We start from the raw sequence: 16,574 nt of genomic DNA on the forward strand, positions 1-16,574 counted from the left end.
ATGAGCACCACCGTCGCCGTCGTCGGCGCCACCGGCCAGGTCGGCGCCGTGATGCGTCGCCTCCTCGAGGAGCGCGCGTTCCCGGCCGACCACGTCCGGTTCTTCGCGAGTGCCCGGTCCGCCGGTTCGACGCTGTCGTTCCGCGGCGAGGAGATCGTCGTCGAGGACTCCGAGACCGCCGATCCGTCGGGCATCGACATCGCGCTGTTCTCGGCCGGTGCCACGGCGTCACGCGCCCTCGCGCCGAAGTTCGCGGCGGCGGGTGCGGTGGTCGTCGACAACTCGAGCGCCTGGCGGATGGACCCCGAGGTGCCGCTGGTCGTGAGCGAGGTCAACCCGCACGCGATCGACGACGCCCCGAAGGGCATCGTCGCCAACCCGAACTGCACGACGATGGCGATCATGCCGGTCCTCAAGGTGCTGGACATCGAAGCCGGGCTGCGCCGTCTCGTCGCGACCACCTACCAGGCCGTGTCCGGGTCGGGCCTCGCCGGCGTCGAGGAGCTCCTCGGCCAGGCGCGCGCGGCGCTCGAGCAGGACACCGCGGCGCTCACCCACGACGGTTCGGCGGTGACCTTCCCGGAGCCGGTCAAGTACGTCCGACCGATCGCCTTCGACGTCGTCCCGCTCGCGGGCAGCATCGTCGAGGACGGCATGGGGGAGACCGACGAGGAGCAGAAGCTCCGCAACGAGAGCCGCAAGATCCTCGAGCTGCCCGACCTGCTCGTCGCCGGGACCTGCGTGCGCGTCCCCGTGTTCACCGGGCACTCGATCTCCGTGCACGCCGAGTTCGCGCAGCCGCTCTCGCCCGAGCGGGCGGCGGAGCTCCTCGCCACGGCCCCGGGCGTCGAGCTCGCGGACGTCCCGACTCCGCTGCAGGCAGCCGGTCAGGACCCGTCCTTCGTCGGCCGCATCCGCGCGGACCAGTCCGCGCCCGACGGCCACGGCCTGGTCCTCTTCGTCAGCAACGACAACCTGCGGAAGGGCGCTGCGCTCAACGCGGTGCAGATCGCCGAGACGATCCTCGAGCGGCGCGCGGTCGCCGCGTAGCGAGCGCCGTCGCCGACGCGACACGTGACGGACGGGAGGCCCGTGGCGACACCGCCACGGGCCTCCCGTCCGTCGTCCCGACCGTCAGGATCGGGACCGAGCGCGACGTCGTCGGTGCAGCAGCGCGCCGGTCCCGGCGGTGAGGAGCGCGAGCGCGACGGCGAGGGGTCCGGTCACCTCGGTGCCGGTCCAGGCGAGGCGCCCCTGCGGCGCGGCGTCGGCGGTCCGGGCGGTCGTCGCCGGTCCTGGCGACGGTCCGTCCGCGCTGGGCTCGCCGGTCTGGTCGGCCTCACCGGGGGTCCCGGTGCCGCCCGTGCCTCCGGCACCGTCCCCCGGGGACGGTGCGTCACCCGGATCGGTGCCCTCGCCGTGCCCGGGGTCGGGGTCCGGACCGTCGCCGGCGCCGGGCCCTGCGGACACGACGACCTCGACGGTGACCGGCGGCGCGAGCTGACCGGCGGGGGTCGAGGCGAACAGTTCGAGGGTGTACGTGCCCACGGTGAGCGCATCGATCGGCGAGCAGGACCAGTGTCCGGCGTCGTCCGCACCTCGATCGGCGGCATCGGCCTCGCAGACCACCGTCCCGTCGCGGACGACGACGACGTGCGCGCCGGGCGTGGCGGTGCCCGAGAGGCCGGAACCGGGTGCCAGGTCGGTCTGGTCGAGCGTCGGTGCGACGACGGGGCCCTCGGTGACGAGTTCGATGTCGGACCCCGCGGTGCCGAGCGCCAGGAGCGCGCCGTTCGCCTGCAGGCCGAGCTCGAGGCCGTTCGCCGGTGAGGACGGGTCGTCGGCGGTGAACCGGACGACGTGGGGTGCGGGGCTCGACGTGCGGACCTGGAGACAGCCGGAGGGGACGGCGGCGTCGACCAGCACGGCGAAGGGCAGCCCGGGGCCGTTGAGGGCGGACAGGCACATCGACCCGACGACGAGCGGACCGGTGGTGCCGGGCGCGGGGTAGTGCGCGGTGTCGGCGGCGACCGGGCGGGTGTCGAGCACGGGCTGGCCGTCGCGGTCGGCGACGGCGACGAAGCCGGTGGTGCCGACGACGTGGAAGGTGCCCTCCAGCGTCGCAGCGGGTGCAGCCCGTGGCTCGGGCTGCGGCGAGGGGAGCGGGTCGGCCATGGCGGCAGGGCCGAGCAGGAGCGGGGCGATCGCGGCCGCGGGCAGGAGCGGGAGCGCGAGACGGGCGCGCAGGGGGTGGTTCACGGTGGGGCCTCCGGGAGGGGACGGTCGATCGGGACCGTGAAATGGTGCCACATTCGGAATGTCGTACTTCACTAGCAAGTGCGATGGGTACGACCAGCGCCCCGCACCCGGACGATGCCCCCGGGCGACCCAGCGGCAGTGGGTAGGATCGTCGTGTGGCAGTGAAGCAGGTGGACCCGATCGACGTCGTCCTGATCGGGGGAGGGATCATGAGCGCCACGCTCGGCGCCATCATCCACCGCCTCGAACCCACGTGGAAGATCCGCGTGTACGAGCGGCTCGGCTCGGTCGCGCAGGAGTCCTCGAACCCGTGGAACAACGCCGGGACCGGTCACTCCGCGCTGTGCGAGCTGAACTACACGCCGGAGATGCCGGACGGACACGTCGACATCGCCAAGGCCGTGACCGTCAACGAGCAGTTCCAGGTCTCGCGGCAGTTCTGGGCGCACCTGGTCGAGACCGGCGCGCTCCCGCAGCCGTCCAACTTCATCAACCCGACCCCGCACATCTCCTTCGTGTGGGGCGAGGACAACGTCGAGTACATGCGCAAGCGGTACGAGGCGCTCAAGGGCCACCCGCTCTTCGCGGGCATCGAGTACTCGGACGACCCGGCGCAGATCCGCAGGTGGGCGCCCGCGCTCATCCCGGGGCGCAAGAAGGACCAGCCGGTCGCTGCGACGTACTCGGCCGCCGGCTCGGACGTCGACTTCGGTTCGTTGACGCAGCAGCTCTTCGACGAGCTCGAGATCGCCGGTGTCGAGTTCGAGCCGTCGCACCAGGTGCAGAAGATCACGCGGTCGAAGGTCTCCGAGGGGTGGGCGCTCGACGTCCGCAACGAGATCGGTCGGTCGACGCAGCGCATCGCGGCGAAGTTCGTCTTCGTCGGCGCCGGCGGCGGGGCCCTGCGCCTGCTGCAGAAGTCGGGCATCCCGGAGATCCGCGGGTACGGCGGGTTCCCCGTGTCCGGCGAGTTCCTGCGCACCGACGACCCCGAGGTCGTGCAGAAGCACGCGGCGAAGGTGTACGGCAAGGCGAGCGTCGGCGCTCCGCCGATGTCGGTGCCGCACCTCGACACCCGGATCGTCGAGGGCAGGGCGTCGCTGATGTTCGGCCCCTACGCCGGGTTCAGCCCGAAGTTCCTCAAGCAGGGCTCGCTGCTCGACCTGTTCCGGTCGATCCGACCGCACAACCTGCGACCGATGCTGAGCGTGGCGTTCTCGAACTTCGACCTGGTCCGCTACCTGGTCGGGCAGCTCCTGGCGTCGAAGCAGACGAAGTTCGACGCCCTCCGCGACTTCATGCCGACCGCCGAACCGGAGAACTGGCACCGCATCACGGCCGGGCAGCGCGTGCAGGTCATCAAGCCGGACCCGGAGAAGGGCGGGGTGCTGCAGTTCGGCACCGAGGTCATCACCTCGGCCGACGGCTCGATCGCCGGCCTGCTCGGCGCGAGCCCCGGTGCGTCCACCGCGGTGCCGATCATGCTGACGATGCTGCAGCGGTGCTTCCCGGACCGGTGGGACGCCTGGGCCCCGATGGTGCGGACGATGGTGCCCACGTACGGCAAGGACCTCGGCGCCGACCCGCAGCTCGCCGACGAGACCCTCGAGCACACCGCGAAGGTCCTCGGTCTGCACCACTGAGCCCCGCCGCTCGGGCGACTTGCCCCTGGTTCGAACGTGTGTTCGAATGAGGGCATGCGGTGGAGCGGGCAGTCGATCGGAGCGGAGCGCGGTGACGCCCTGCCGGGGCTCGAGTCGAACAGCGGGTTGGTGCGCAGCGTCACCACGCCGGAGTTCGCCGGGGTCACCTTCCACGAGGTCCTGGCGAAGAGTGCCCTGAACCGTGTGCCGGCTGCCGACGGCAGCGGCACCTACGGGTGGACGATCAACCCGTACCGCGGCTGCAGTCACGCGTGCGTCTACTGCTTCGCGCGGCCCACGCACACGTACCTGGAGTTCGACGGGGGCGCCGACTTCGACCAGCAGATCGTCGTGAAGACCAACGTCGCGGACGTCCTGCGCCGTGAGCTCCGGAAGCCGACGTGGGACCGGCACCCCGTCGCGCTCGGCACCAACACCGACCCGTACCAGCGTGCCGAGGGGCGCTACCGGTTGATGCCCGGGGTCATCCGCGCGCTGGCCGAGTCGGGCACCCCGTTCAGCATCCTGACGAAGGGGACGCTGCTGCGGCGTGACCTGCCCACGTTGGTCGAGGCGGCACGGAGCGTCCCGGTCGACCTGGCGATGTCGATCGCCGTGTACGACGACGAGCTGCAGCAGCAGGTCGAGCCCGGGACCCCGACGACCGCCGCCCGGCTGGCGACCGTCCGGGCGATCCGCGACGCGGGGCTCGAGTGCTCGGTGTTCCTCATGCCGGTGCTCCCGTTCATCACGGACACGCGCGCGCACCTCGACGAAGCGATCGGTCGCGCGGCCGAGGCCGGTGCCTCGAGCGTCATGTACTCCGCACTGCACCTGCGTCCTGGCGTGAAGCCGTGGTGGGCGGCCTGGCTGCAGCGGACCCGTCCAGACCTCGTCGCGCGCTACCGCTCGATGTACCTCGACAACACCTACGCGCCCGCGGACTACCGCCGGTGGCTCGCGGACCGGGTGCGTCCGATCCTGGCCGTGCACGGTCTCGGACTCGGCCGGGTGGACCCGGCGACCGGTTCGATGGGGTTCAGCGACCGGCAGGCGCACCTCGTACCCGGCGAGCGGGCCGCGGCGGCGACCGCTCCGCGTGCACCGCGTCCGGGGTCGGGCGACACCGGACCGCGCGCCCTCGTCGGGTCGGTCATCACGAACGGGGGCATCACGAACGGGTACCGCGTCCCGGTGTCGCTCGACGAGCAGTCCCGCCCGACCTCGTCGCCGCTCAAGCGTGCCGACCCCGACTTCGACCGACGCGGTGCCGGGACGACCGTGATCGGAGGCCCGTCCGGACCGACCCTGTTCTGAGGAGCGTCCACCTTCCGCGTTCGGGGGACACCCTGTGTCGGTGATCGGCGGTAGCATCGAGCGGGTCGCCGGATCGTGCTCGTTTCGGGGTACACGACCGGCCCCCGGGACGGTCGCGTCACACGGCGACCGGACGACTCTCGGAAGGACCATCGACCCGTGCTCGGCATCCCCACGCACCTCGCTCCGCGAGTGAACGCGTGGTCGACCGTGCGCGCCTTCCACGCAGCGGCGATCGGATCGGTCGTCGCCGCCGCCGTGACCCTGCTGCTGTACCGACTGGCCGAGCCCGACGTGCGGGTCGCCGGGGCCGTGCTCGCGCTCCTCCCCATGCTCGCGATGATCGGCGTGCACGTGCAGTTCGGCACCTGGCGCTCGGCCGTGGCCTTCCTCGTCACCGGCGGGGTCTGCACGTGGTGGTTCACCACGATCGTGCAGCGCGAGGTGCCCGCCGGCTGGGTGACGAGCTACCTGGTGTCGCTCGCGGTGATCCCGCTCGTGCTCGTGGGCGGGGCCGGTGCGGTCGCGAGTCGCGTCGTCGTCTGGTCGTTCGGCGGGTTCCTGGTCGGTCGGCTCGCGACCGGGATCGCGGTGCTGCAGGCGGACGGGCCGCCCCGACCGCTCCTCCTCGCCTGGGTCACCCTGGGCTTCGTCGTCGCCCTCGTGCTCTTCACCAGCCGGAACACCGCGCGGTCCGAGCGCGTCCAGCCCGAGCTGCTCCGGTCCGCGCGCGAGGAGCACGTGTCCGCCTACCGGGCCGGGGTCGAGGCCGAGGCCGCGGCGATCCTGCACGACACGGTCCTCAACCACCTCGGTGCCATCGCGCTCGCTCCCGACGGCCCCATGGACCCGCAGCTCGCGCGCACGGTCGAAGCCGACGTCGCGATGCTGACCGGGAAGCAGTGGCTCGCGTCGTCCGACCCGACGTCCGAGCCGGACCCGGCCCTTGCCGGTGCCGCGTTCGACGCGATGGTGGACGAGCACCGGGCGGAGGGGCTCGCGGTCGCGGTCACCGGTGATCCGGCTGCCCTGGCGCGGCTCGACCCGTCGGCGGCGACGGCACTGCTCCGGGCCGTCGGGCAGTGCCTGGCGAACGTCCGCAAGCACGCGGGGACCGACGAGGCCGAGGTCAGCGTCTTCGACGACGGCTCGTCGTGCACAGTGATGGTGGTCGACGACGGCCGCGGGTTCGACGAGCAGGAGACCGGCAGCGACCGGATGGGGCTGCGCGGCTCGGTCCGGGAACGCATCGGCCGGGTCGGCGGTGACGTCCAGGTGTGGTCGTCGCCGGGATCCGGGACGAGCGTCATGATGACCGTGCCCTACACGAGCGAGGACGCGGCCCGCGCCGACGGAGCACACACCGGCGGCGCACACACGGGTGGCGCACACACGGGTGGCGCGCACACCGGCGGCGCACGGACCGGCGGCGCGGCGTCGTACGCCGTCACGGGTGAGTCCGACCGCGGAGCCGCCCGGTGAGTCGCGTCGACGCGGTGCGGGCCGCCGTCCGGGGCGCTCGGACCGCACAGCAGTGGGACCCGCTCGGCGCGATGGGTTCCCGCCCCCTCGCCGTCCTGCTCGGTGCGGCCGGCGTGCTGTGGGCGCTGGTCGTGTCGGTGTTCGACCGCGACGTGGTCGGCAGCCCGACGCTCAGCGCCCTCACGGTGCTGCTCCTGGGCGCGTCGGGCGCGGTCGTGATCGCGTCGTCGTCGCCCTTCCGGGCGCCGTTCCCGCGCTGGGCGTACGTGCTCCACGTCGTGCTGCTCGGCGCAGCGTCGGCCGCGAGCGTCGCGGCGCAGTGGGGGCCGGACCGCAACGCGCTCAACGACTTCATGTGCCTGCTCACCGCCACCGGGATCGTGACGGTCGCGCCCTACCGGCCGTGGCGGGACCTGGCGGTCGGCGGGCTCGTCCTGGCGGCGGTCGACGCAGCTGCCTGGGGTGCCGCCGCCGCCGTGTTCCCGCACCAGGTGCCGGTGACCGTCGCCGCCTTCCTCGCCGCCGCGCCGACGCTGGTCCTCACCGCGGCGTCCGTCGTGTTCGCGTGGACCTTCGGCGGCCTGGCGGAGCGCGTGCAGATCCGTGCGGGCTCGTACTCGGTGGCGCGCGCCGAGCGGGACGGCATCGCCGCGCGCGTGCAGCAGGACCGCTCCGTCATCCTCGCGCGCGACGTCGCCCCGTTCTTCGCCGAACTCCGGACGCGTGAGGTGATCACCGACGCCGACCGCGCACGCGCTCGTTCCATCGCGGACGGCATCCGGCAGGCCATGGTCGCGGACGCCGACCGGACGTGGCTCGAGTACGCGGTCGCCGTCGAGGGCGGGTCCGCCGAGTCGGTGGACGACCCGGACGGCCTCATCGCGACGCTCGACACCGACCAGCGGACCGTGGTCCGGACGTTCCTCCGTGCGGCGCTCGGCGCAGCGACGGTGGACCCCGCGCGGTTCCGTGCCACGGTCCGCCGTTCGCGCGAGCCCGGCGCGCCACCCGACCGCGTCGAGGTCCGCACGGAGCTCGCGGTCGACGACTCGGACGTCGGCATCCACCGCACGTTCGACCCCTACTTCGCGGTGCTCCGCGTGACCTTCCCCGACCTCGACGTCGCCGTCCGACCATCGTCCCTCGCACTAAGGTTCTCCTATGACCAGCACTGACCCGAACCGGACCACGGAGGGCGTGCCACCGCTCCCGCAGCCCGGAACCCGACGCGTGCGGCTGGCGATCCTCGACGACCACGAGGTGCTGCTCGACAGCCTGTCGAGCTGGATCGCCGTGAACGCCTTCGACTTCGACCTCGCCCTCACCGCCCACACGTGGCTCGAGATGGTGCACAGCGAGAACTTCCCGACGGACCTCGTCTTCCTCGACTTCCAGCTCAAGGAGCCGGTGTCGATCGAGGCCCGCGTGCGCACCTGTCGTGCTGCCGGGGCGAAGGTCATCGTGCTCTCGAGCGTCGACAGCCGCGAGTCCCGCGACCGTGCCCTGGCTGCCGGTGCGGCCGCGTTCCTGTCGAAGTCGCTGCCGATGCGCGAGGTCATGGACGTCGCGCGCGAGGTCATGGGTGTCTCGCGGGAGACCCCGGCGCAGCGCGACTGGCGCCCGCTGCCGACCGGCGCGAGCGCGCACCAGCGCCCGAAGCTCAGTGCGGGCGAGGAAGAGGCACTGCGCCTGTACGTGTCCGGCTACTCGACGAACGAGGTCGCCGCGCAGATGAACGTGCAGTACGAGACCGCCAAGACCTACCTCCGCCGCGTCCGCGAGAAGTACAGCAAGGTCGGCCGTCCCGCGTCGAAGAAGTCGGACCTCATCCGTCGTGCCGCCGAGGACGGGTTCCTCGCGTAGTGGCGAAGCTCTACTTCCGGTACGGCGCGATGAACAGCGGCAAGAGCACCGGGCTGCTGCAGGCCGCGTACAACTACGAGGAACGCGGGCAACGCGTGCTGCTGGCGAAGCCGTCGGTGGACACCAAGGGCGACCGTGAGATCGTCTCCCGACTCGGCGTCACACGCTCCGTGGACGTCGTCTTCGCGCCCCACGACGACGTCCGGCACGCGGTCGCCCACGCCGGTGCCACCGACCCCGAGTCGGATCGGCTCGACGGCATGGTGCGTCCGGTGAGCTGCGTGCTCGTCGACGAGGCGCAGTTCCTCACCCCGCGCCAGGTCGACGACCTGCTCCGCGTCGCCGTGCTCGACGAGGTCCCCGTGCTCGCCTACGGCATCCGCACGGACTTCCGCACCGAGGCGTTCCCCGGCAGCGCGCGACTGCTCGAGGTCGCGCACTCGCTCGAGGAGCTCAAGACCATCTGCCGGTGCGGTCGCAAGGCCGTGTTCAACGCGCGCAAGGTCGACGGCCGCTTCGTCTTCGACGGGTCCCAGGTCGCGATCGACGGGGTCGACGTCACCTACGAGTCGCTCTGCGCGAACTGCTACCTCAGCGAGTCGGGCGGGCGGCTCGACGGCGAGCTCGCCCACTGATCCGACCCACGTCCGCCAGGTGGGCCACCGCCGGACGGGAGGCACGGTGCGGCGCCGCCACGCGCCTCCAGACCGGCCCGTGGCGCGGAATGCGCGCACGCCGGCGACGGTTGTCACCCCCATGAGCGACGCCACCGTGCACCTGTCCGTCCTCGACCTGGCCACCCGCGAGTACGGCCAGTCGAACACCGAGGCCCTGCAGGGGTCGATCGACATGGCGGTGCACGCCGAGCAGCTCGGCTACGAGCGTGTCTGGGTCGCCGAGCACCACGGCATGCCGGGCATCACCTCGTCCGCGCCCGCCGTGCTGCTCAGTGCCGTCGGCGCCGCGACGTCACGCATCCGGATCGGTTCCGGCGGGGTGATGCTCCCGAACCACGCGCCGCTCGTGATCGCCGAGCAGTTCGGCACGTTGCGCGCACTGTACGGCGACCGCGTCGACCTCGGCATCGGGCGCGCCCCGGGGACCGACGGCGCGACGGCGATGGCGCTGCGCCGCACCGACCGGCTCGACGTCGACGACTTCCCCCAGCAGCTCGCCGACCTGATCGGCTTCTTCACCGGCATGGACGCGTCGAACCCGCTGTCGCGCATCCGTGCGGTCCCGGGCTACGGCGACGTGCCGGAGTTCTGGCTGCTCGGTTCCTCGGGCTACAGCGCGCAGGTCGCCGGCGCGCTCGGGGTGTCGTTCGCCTTCGCGCACCACTTCGCGTCGGACAACACCGAGGCGGCGCTCGCGCTGTACCGCGACTCGTTCCGCCCGTCGCGCTTCCGGCAGACCCCGAACGCCCTCATCGGTGTGCAGGTCGTCACCGACGAGGACCCTGCGATCGTCGAGGAGCAGAGCGCTCCGGGGATGATCTCGTTCATCCGCATGCGACAGGGTGCCAAGCCCGAGCCGGTGTCCATGGACGAGGCCCGCGCGTACGAGTTCTCGGACCTCGAGCGCCGGTTCATCGCCGCGCGGACGGAGCGGCAGGCCTACGGCGACCGCGAGCACGTCGCCACGAAGATCAACGAGCTCGTCGCGTCCACCGGTGCCGACGGGGTGATCGTCGCGCCCGGTGCCGCCCAGGCACGCTACCGGCACCAGGCGCTCGACGTGGTGGCGTCCCTGCAGGCCGAGGGCCGCCTGGTGCCGGCGGGGGCGACGGTCTAGCGGACGGACGCCCGCTGCGGCCGTCCGGCCGTGGGAGCCGTCAGGCCAGCAGCCCGAGGCGCGTCGCGGCGGTGATCGCGGCGACGCGCGTCCCGACGTCGAGCTTCCGGTAGACGTTGTAGACGTGCCGCTTCACCGTGCCGACGGCGAGCCCGAGTTCGGTGGCGATCTCGGCGTTGGACCGCGCATCTGCGACGAGACGGAGCACCTCGAGCTCGCGGTCGCTGAGCGGTGACCCGGCGCGGGCGTCGGTGACCAGGTCGACCGGGAACGTCACGGGACCCGCACCCCTGCGGGTCGCTCGGACGATCCGGCCGACGAGCTCCCGGCTCGGGGTGTCCTTCGTCACGAAGTCCACGGCTCCGGCGTCGAGCAGCGCGCGCCGGAGGACGGCGTCACGGTGCATCGTCAGGACGACGACGCTGATGTGCGGGTGTCGGCGGCGGACGGTGGCGATGGTGGTCCGCGCCGGTGGCCCGTCGAGCTCGACGTCGAGCAGGAGCACGTCGATCGCGGCCGCCTCGGGGGAGTCCAGCACGTCGGACGGGCGCTCCCCGTGCGCGACGACCCGGATCGTCGGGACCGCTGCCAGGATCGTGGCGAGCCCCTCGCGGAAGAGTCGGTGGTCGTCGACGATCGCGACGTGGGTGACGGCGGTCACATGGCTCCCCTCGGGACGGTCAGCCGGACGACGGTGCCCGAGCCCGGGGCGCTCTCGACGTCCAGTCGGGCGCCGAGCACACCGGCCCGCTCACGCATGGTGCGCTGCCCGAGGCGGCCCTCGGCGACGGCGTCGGGAGCGAACCCGGGGCCGTCGTCCCGCACCGTCACGACCACCGTCCCCGGCGACCACGCGAACTCGACGGACGCCGCGGAACCGGGCGCGTGCTTCCGTCGGTTGGTCAGCGCTTCGAGGAGGATCGTCAGCGCCTCCTCGGCCTTCCAGTTCGGCAGGGTGCCGGCGACGCCCGTCGTCGTGATCACCAGGCGGTCGTCCCCCGGGAACAGGTCGTCCACGTGCCGCCGCAGGGCGTCGTCCAGCCGGTCCTGGCCGACCCTGGCGTGCAGGGAGAGCGCGAGGTCCTGCACGTCGGCCAGTGCTCCTCGGAGCAGCCGCGCCGCGGACTCGAGCTGCGCGGTCCGCTCTGCCTCCGCGGGGTCGGTGAGCAGCACCAGGTCGAGGCGCTGCAGTCCCGCGAGCACCCCGTGTGCGACACGGTCGTGCAGGTCGCGGGCGATCTGCTCCCGCGAGTCGAGGTTCGTCGAGGTCACCCGTTGCCGGAGTGCCTCCGTGTACGCGATCGCCCCTGCGGGGAACCGACTCCAGACGCCCGCGTGCAGTGCCCGGGTGGCGCGGAGGACCTCGTCCGTGGTGCGCGCTCCGACCTCGTCGACGAAGACCGGCAGGTAGGCGTCGAACAGCATCTCGGCCGCCAGCATGGCGCCGGCGGGGTGCTGTGCACGCTCGGCGTGCAGGACGCCGGTCGCGAGGTGCTCGGGGTCGAGGTACCGGTCGCTCACGACGCTCGCGGCCCCGTCGCCGGTCGCGTAACGCTCGTGGGCCTCGCTGATCATGGACGTCACGTTGTCCAGGAGGCTCTGTGCGAGGACCGGGTCGTCGGCGAGCTCGGGGAAGTGCGCGCCGATCTCCGCGAGGACGGTGGCGAGCGGGGCGGGGATCGTCATGACGGTTGCGAGCGTAGCGGCCCCGGTCTCGTCGACGTGCTCGACGGCCGGGCGTTGTGTCGTCGGACACAGGCGGGGAGGAGCGTCCCGGGAAAGCAACAGGGCCCCGATCCGAGTGGATCAGGGCCCTGCTGTTCTACTGTCTCAACACAGTGTCGGGGTGACAGGATTTGAACCTGCGACCTCCTCGTCCCGAACGAGGCGCGCTACCAAGCTGCGCCACACCCCGCGGTGTGGTTGCTCCGAACCGGAGCGACCAGGAAAGTCTACCGGACGTTCGAGGGTGCTCACGACCATTCGCGGTACACCCGGGCGCGTCGCGGCCGCTCGGGTCAGGAGGTCTTCGCGGTGAGGGTCACGACCACGGCCTCGGGGCGGCAGGAGAACCGCACCGGAGCGTAGATCGACGTGCCGATGCCCGCCGAGACCTCGAGCCACGACCAGTGTCCACGGTGCTGCCACCGGTGCAGACCGCTGACGTACTGCCGGGGCAGGTCGGAGTTCGTGACGAGTGCACCGACCCCGGGCACCTGCACCTGACCACCGTGCGTGTGCCCGGCGAAGACGATGTCCGCACCCTGGTCGACGAAGGCGTCGAGGACGCGCCGGTACGGGGCGTGGGTGATGCCGATCGCGACGGGGGAGGGGCCGTCCTCGTCCTCGGTCCACGGCACGGCGCTGCGCATCTCGTCGACGTTGGTCGGCAGCAGGTCGAGGCGGTCCCAGTCGCGGTGGGCGTCCGAGGTGCCGAACAGTTCGAAGCGCGACCCGCGGAGCTCGATCGCGTGGGCCTGGTCGTTGACGTCGAGCCACCCGAGCGACTCGAAGAACGCGGTCTGCCGGTCGATGTCGAGCTCGACCGGACGGCGACCGGTGGGGTGGCTGCTCGGGCCGGTGAAGTACTTGAACGGGTTCCGTGGGGAGGGGCCGTAGAAGTCGTTCGAGCCGTGCGCGAAGGCGCCCGGGACACCGCGGAACGGCTCGAGTGCGTACTCGACCGCGGTGTTGGCCGTGGGGTGCCCGAGGTTGTCGCCCGTGTTCACGACGAAGTCGGGCTCGACCAGGCTCAGGTCGCGGAGCCACTGCTGCTTGTCGGCCTGCCAGGGCGCCATGTGGATGTCGGAGAGGTGCAGGACGGTGACGTCCCGGGACCCCGGCGGCAGCACCGGGACCGTCTCCCAGCGGATGCCGAAGCGGCGACGTTCGACGAGGGAACCCCACGCCGCCGTCGCCGCTCCGACGGCCGCGCCCGCTGCGATCACTCCCAGCGCGGCGCGACCGCGACTCACTTGCAGTCCTTCGGTGCCTTGCCGTCCTTGTTGCCGAACAGCTGCAGGGTGACGGGCGCGTCCTTCCCGACCGCGGTGCCCTCGCCCGGGTCGACCGCCGCGACGGTGCACTTGTTGCCGTCGTCGCCCTTCGCGTACTCGCCGGACAGGGCGACCTTCGTGAAGCCGGACTCCTGCAGGACGTTGCGGGCATCCCCGACGCTCTTGCCGGTGACCTGGGGCACCGTCGTCTGGCTGCCGTCGGTCGTGTACACGGTCACGCTGGATCCGGTCGACAGGAGCGACCCCGGACCCGGAGAGGTCGACGAGACCGTGCCCGGCGTGCCACCGCCCGGCTGCGCGCCGCCGTCCACGTAGGTGAAGCCGGCCCCGGCGAGCGTCGCGCGGGCCGCGTCCGCGGTCTTGCCACGGACGTCCGGCACGTTGACGCTGTTCCCACGCAGCGCCGTCTGCGACGGCGTCGGGAACGGGTCGGCCGGGTGCAGCTGGTTGATCGGCATCATCGCCTGCTGCCACACGTGCGCACGCTGCGACGCGTACGAGCCGTAGCCACCCGGGCTGTAGTAGTGACGCAGGTTGTTCTTCGCGCCGTCGGTGTTGCCCTGCCAGTAGGCGGTCGCGACCTTCGAGCTCGCGCCGACGAGCCAGATCTGGTCGGCGTCGTCGGTGGTACCCGTCTTCGCGAACAGCTGCGTGCCGTCCGGGGTCTGGGCGCCCTGGGCTGTGCCGTACTGGATCGTGCCACGCATCGCGAACGCAGCGGTCGCGGCGACGCTCGGGTCGAGCACCTGCTTGCACTGCTTCGGCTGGCCGCCGAGCTCCTTGCCGGAGGCGTCGGTGACCTGGTCGATCGCGATCGGGGCGCAGTAGGTCCCGCCGTTGGCGATGGTCGCGTAGGCCGAAGCCATCGTCAGCGGGGCGATGTTGTTGGTCCCGAGGATGGACGACGGGTACGCGTTCAGCTCCGTCTTCTCGTCGGCGGAGTGCACACCGAGGTCCTGGGCCGTCTGCCGGATGTCGCACAGGTCGAGCTTCGCGGCCATCGACGCGAACGCGGCGTTCACGGACAGGGCGGTCGCACGGGCGACGGTGAACTGGCCCCGCTCACCCGCCGAGTCGTTCTTCGGAGCCCACGGGGACGTGATCGTCGAGCCGCACTGCGTCCACTGGGACGTGTTGTGCGGGGTGCCGTTGACGCTCTCGTTCAGGCCGTGCCCGGCCTTGAGCCAGTCGAGCAGCGTGAACACCTTGTAGGTCGAGCCGACCTGGAAGCCGATCGAACCGCCGTACTCCTTGTCGACGCTGTAGTTGATCGACGTCGCCGTCGGCGGGGACTGCAGGGACTGGTCGTAGTCCTTGTTCTGCGCCATCGTGAGGATGCGACCCGTCGATGCCTCGACCGAGTTGAGCGCGCTGCCGAGCTGCAGCCGCGACTCGGTGTTCGGGTCGTAGGTGTTCAGCAGGTCCTTCTGCTGCCCGTTCAGGTTGATGTCGAGCGACGTCTGGATCTTGTACCCGCCGTTGCGCCACGCCTGGTCGCGCTCCTTCTGGGTCCCGCCCAGCTGCGACATCTGCTTGACGACCTTGACCGCGTAGTCGCAGAAGAACTGCGCGCCGTTGCCGGCCGCCGACTGGCAGCCCTGGTTCGGCTCGGTCAGGTGCACGTAGTCCGCGGGGTTCGAGGCGATCGCCTGGTCGAACTCGTCCTTGGTCAGGTGCTTCTGCGCGTACATCGACTTGAGGATGACGTCGCGGCGAGCCTTGTTCGCCTCGTAGTTCTTCTCGTTCGCCAGGTTGCGCGTGTTCGGGGACTGCACGATCGCGAGGATCGAGGCCGCCTCGGCCGGCGTGAGGTCGGTCGCCGACTTGTTGAAGTAGTGCTGTGCGGCGGCCTGCACGCCGTACGTCTGGTCGCCGAAGTAGGCGATGTTGAGGTACCCGGTCAGGATCTCCTTGTGCGAGTACTTCTTCGCCAGGCCGATGGCGAGCTTCATCTCCTCGAGCTTGCGGGGGATGGTCTGCTCGACGGCGTCGTTGTACGCCTTCTGGCGCTCTTCCTCGGACGGGAGCTCGAGGGCCTGCTGCATCTTGATGTTGCGGACGAGCTGCATCGTCAGGGTCGAGCCACCGCCGGACTCGCCGAGGCCGCCGGCGATGCTGCCGACGCCGGCGCGGACGAGCGAGGTCATGTCGACGCCACCGTGGTCCCAGAAGCGCTTGTCCTCGCCGTCGATCGCGGCGTTCTTCAGCTGGTCGCTGATCTGGTCGTACTTGAGCTCCTCGCGGTTCTGGTCGTAGACCGTCGCGAGCTTGACCGGTTGCCCGTTCGCGTAGGCGTAGATCTCGTTGCGCTGCGGGAGGTCACCGATCTCGATGTACTCCGGCAGGGACTCGAACACGCCGATGGTCGAGGTCGTCGTGACGCCGGCGACGGCGATCGCCGGGGTGACCCCGATCGTGACCAGCAGACCAGCGAGCGCACTGAAACCGACGAAACCGACGAAGGCGCCGATCGCGGAGACGGGCTTGGTCCGCGAGGCAGACTTCTGGGCAGACATAGGATGCAGCCTAAACGACGCCCACGACTGAAAGGCTGGCAAGGAACCGCATGACTCAGTGGGAGTACTTCACCGCTCCGTTGTTCATCCACAACACTGCCGCGATCCTCAACAACTTCGGTTCCGAGGGGTGGGAGCTGGTCCAGGTCGTCAGCGGCCCCGAGGGCGGGCTCGTCGCCTACCTGAAGCGCCCGAAGGCCGACGCGTGAGCACCGCCGACCGCCTCGCGGAGCTCGGTCTGACGATCCCGGAGGTGGCTGCGCCCGTCGCCGCCTACGTGCCGGCCGTCCTCACCGGGCAGTACGTGTACACGGCCGGGCAGCTGCCCTTCGTCGACGGGGCGTTGTCGGTCACGGGCAAGGTCGGTGCCGCGGTCGACGCGGACACCGCCACCGCCCAGGCGCGCGTGGCCGCGCTCAACGCCCTCGCCGCAGTGCAGTCGGTCGCGGGCTCGCTGGACCGGGTCGCCCGGGTCGTCAAGGTGACGGTGTTCGTCGCGTCGGACCCGTCCTTCACCGGGCAGCCCGCGGTCGCCAACGGCGCGTCGACGCTCGTCGGCGAGGTGTTCGGGGACGCCGGCGTCCACGCGCGCAGCGCGGTGGGCGTGGCCGTGCTCCCGCTGGACGCACCGGTCGAGGTCGAGCTGGTGGTGGAACTCACCGACTGACCGACCGTCAGCGACG

General features: G+C 71.6%; 14 protein-coding genes, 1 tRNA gene and 1 pseudogene. 10 read left to right on the plus strand and 6 right to left on the minus strand.

What is annotated here, in order from left to right; translation table 11 throughout:
• A complete protein-coding gene (locus JOD95_RS11855; RefSeq protein ID WP_209685086.1) occupies nt 1-1,050 on the plus strand; it encodes an aspartate-semialdehyde dehydrogenase in 1,050 nt (349 codons plus the stop codon).
• A gap of 84 nt (nt 1,051-1,134) precedes the next feature.
• Here JOD95_RS11855 and JOD95_RS11860 read toward each other — a convergent pair whose 3' ends face one another.
• Nucleotides 1,135-2,259, minus strand: coding sequence for a hypothetical protein (locus JOD95_RS11860; protein ID WP_209685088.1), 1,125 nt, complete (start codon nt 2,257-2,259; stop codon nt 1,135-1,137).
• A 155-nt stretch (nt 2,260-2,414) separates the two neighbouring features.
• Here JOD95_RS11860 and JOD95_RS11865 point away from each other — a divergent pair, with 155 nt between their 5' ends.
• From JOD95_RS11865 to JOD95_RS11895, 7 genes and pseudogenes are all read left to right on the plus strand, one after another.
• Nucleotides 2,415-3,902: a malate:quinone oxidoreductase gene (locus tag JOD95_RS11865; RefSeq protein ID WP_209685089.1), complete on the plus strand. Its 1,488-nt coding sequence runs from the start codon at nt 2,415-2,417 to the stop codon at nt 3,900-3,902.
• 54 nt (nt 3,903-3,956) lie between these two features.
• Nucleotides 3,957-5,028 (plus strand): annotated as a pseudogene (locus JOD95_RS11870) (Rv2578c family radical SAM protein); the annotation flags it as partial.
• A 350-nt stretch (nt 5,029-5,378) separates the two neighbouring features.
• Complete coding sequence (locus tag JOD95_RS11875) at nt 5,379-6,701, plus strand: sensor histidine kinase (protein ID WP_209685090.1); 1,323 nt, start codon at nt 5,379-5,381, stop codon at nt 6,699-6,701.
• Nucleotides 6,698-7,876, plus strand: coding sequence for a hypothetical protein (locus tag JOD95_RS11880; protein WP_209685092.1), 1,179 nt, complete (start codon nt 6,698-6,700; stop codon nt 7,874-7,876). The genes JOD95_RS11875 and JOD95_RS11880 overlap by 4 nt, the downstream gene beginning before the upstream one ends.
• Complete coding sequence (locus JOD95_RS11885; RefSeq protein WP_235426346.1) at nt 7,863-8,564, plus strand: response regulator transcription factor; 702 nt, start codon at nt 7,863-7,865, stop codon at nt 8,562-8,564. Before JOD95_RS11880 ends, JOD95_RS11885 begins: the two co-directional genes overlap by 14 nt.
• Nucleotides 8,564-9,199, plus strand: coding sequence for a thymidine kinase (locus JOD95_RS11890; protein WP_209685093.1), 636 nt, complete (start codon nt 8,564-8,566; stop codon nt 9,197-9,199). Before JOD95_RS11885 ends, JOD95_RS11890 begins: the two co-directional genes overlap by 1 nt.
• 121 nt (nt 9,200-9,320) lie before the next feature.
• Nucleotides 9,321-10,358, plus strand: coding sequence for an LLM class flavin-dependent oxidoreductase (locus JOD95_RS11895; protein WP_066655165.1), 1,038 nt, complete (start codon nt 9,321-9,323; stop codon nt 10,356-10,358).
• A 40-nt stretch (nt 10,359-10,398) separates the two neighbouring features.
• Here JOD95_RS11895 and JOD95_RS16965 read toward each other — a convergent pair whose 3' ends face one another.
• The 5 genes from JOD95_RS16965 to JOD95_RS11920 form a co-directional block, all read right to left on the minus strand.
• Nucleotides 10,399-11,019 (minus strand): response regulator transcription factor, encoded by a 621-nt coding sequence (locus tag JOD95_RS16965; protein WP_209685095.1) that lies wholly within the window; start codon nt 11,017-11,019, stop codon nt 10,399-10,401.
• The gene (locus JOD95_RS11905) at nt 11,016-12,044 is read right to left on the minus strand and encodes a sensor histidine kinase (protein WP_209685096.1); all 1,029 of its coding nucleotides are present in this window, start codon (nt 12,042-12,044) and stop codon (nt 11,016-11,018) included. Before JOD95_RS11905 ends, JOD95_RS16965 begins: the two co-directional genes overlap by 4 nt.
• 155 nt (nt 12,045-12,199) lie before the next feature.
• Nucleotides 12,200-12,273, minus strand: a tRNA-Pro gene (locus JOD95_RS11910).
• Between the two features lie 103 nt (nt 12,274-12,376).
• Complete coding sequence (locus JOD95_RS11915) at nt 12,377-13,333, minus strand: metallophosphoesterase (RefSeq protein WP_209685098.1); 957 nt, start codon at nt 13,331-13,333, stop codon at nt 12,377-12,379.
• Nucleotides 13,330-15,891, minus strand: a complete 2,562-nt coding sequence (locus JOD95_RS11920) for a transglycosylase domain-containing protein (RefSeq protein WP_209685099.1) — start codon at nt 15,889-15,891, stop codon at nt 13,330-13,332. The genes JOD95_RS11915 and JOD95_RS11920 overlap by 4 nt, the downstream gene beginning before the upstream one ends.
• A gap of 50 nt (nt 15,892-15,941) precedes the next feature.
• On the opposite strand from JOD95_RS11920, the gene JOD95_RS11925 reads away from it, so the two are divergent.
• Entirely contained in the window at nt 15,942-16,100 is a 159-nt protein-coding gene (locus JOD95_RS11925) for a hypothetical protein (RefSeq protein ID WP_182046010.1), read from the plus strand.
• Nucleotides 16,097-16,558: a RidA family protein gene (locus JOD95_RS11930; RefSeq protein ID WP_066655154.1), complete on the plus strand. Its 462-nt coding sequence runs from the start codon at nt 16,097-16,099 to the stop codon at nt 16,556-16,558. The genes JOD95_RS11925 and JOD95_RS11930 overlap by 4 nt, the downstream gene beginning before the upstream one ends.
• Nucleotides 16,559-16,574: the final 16 nt, after the last annotated feature.

The sequence above is a fragment of the Curtobacterium sp. 1310 genome (assembly GCF_017834105.1).
Taxonomy (GTDB): Bacteria; Actinomycetota; Actinomycetes; order Actinomycetales; family Microbacteriaceae; genus Curtobacterium.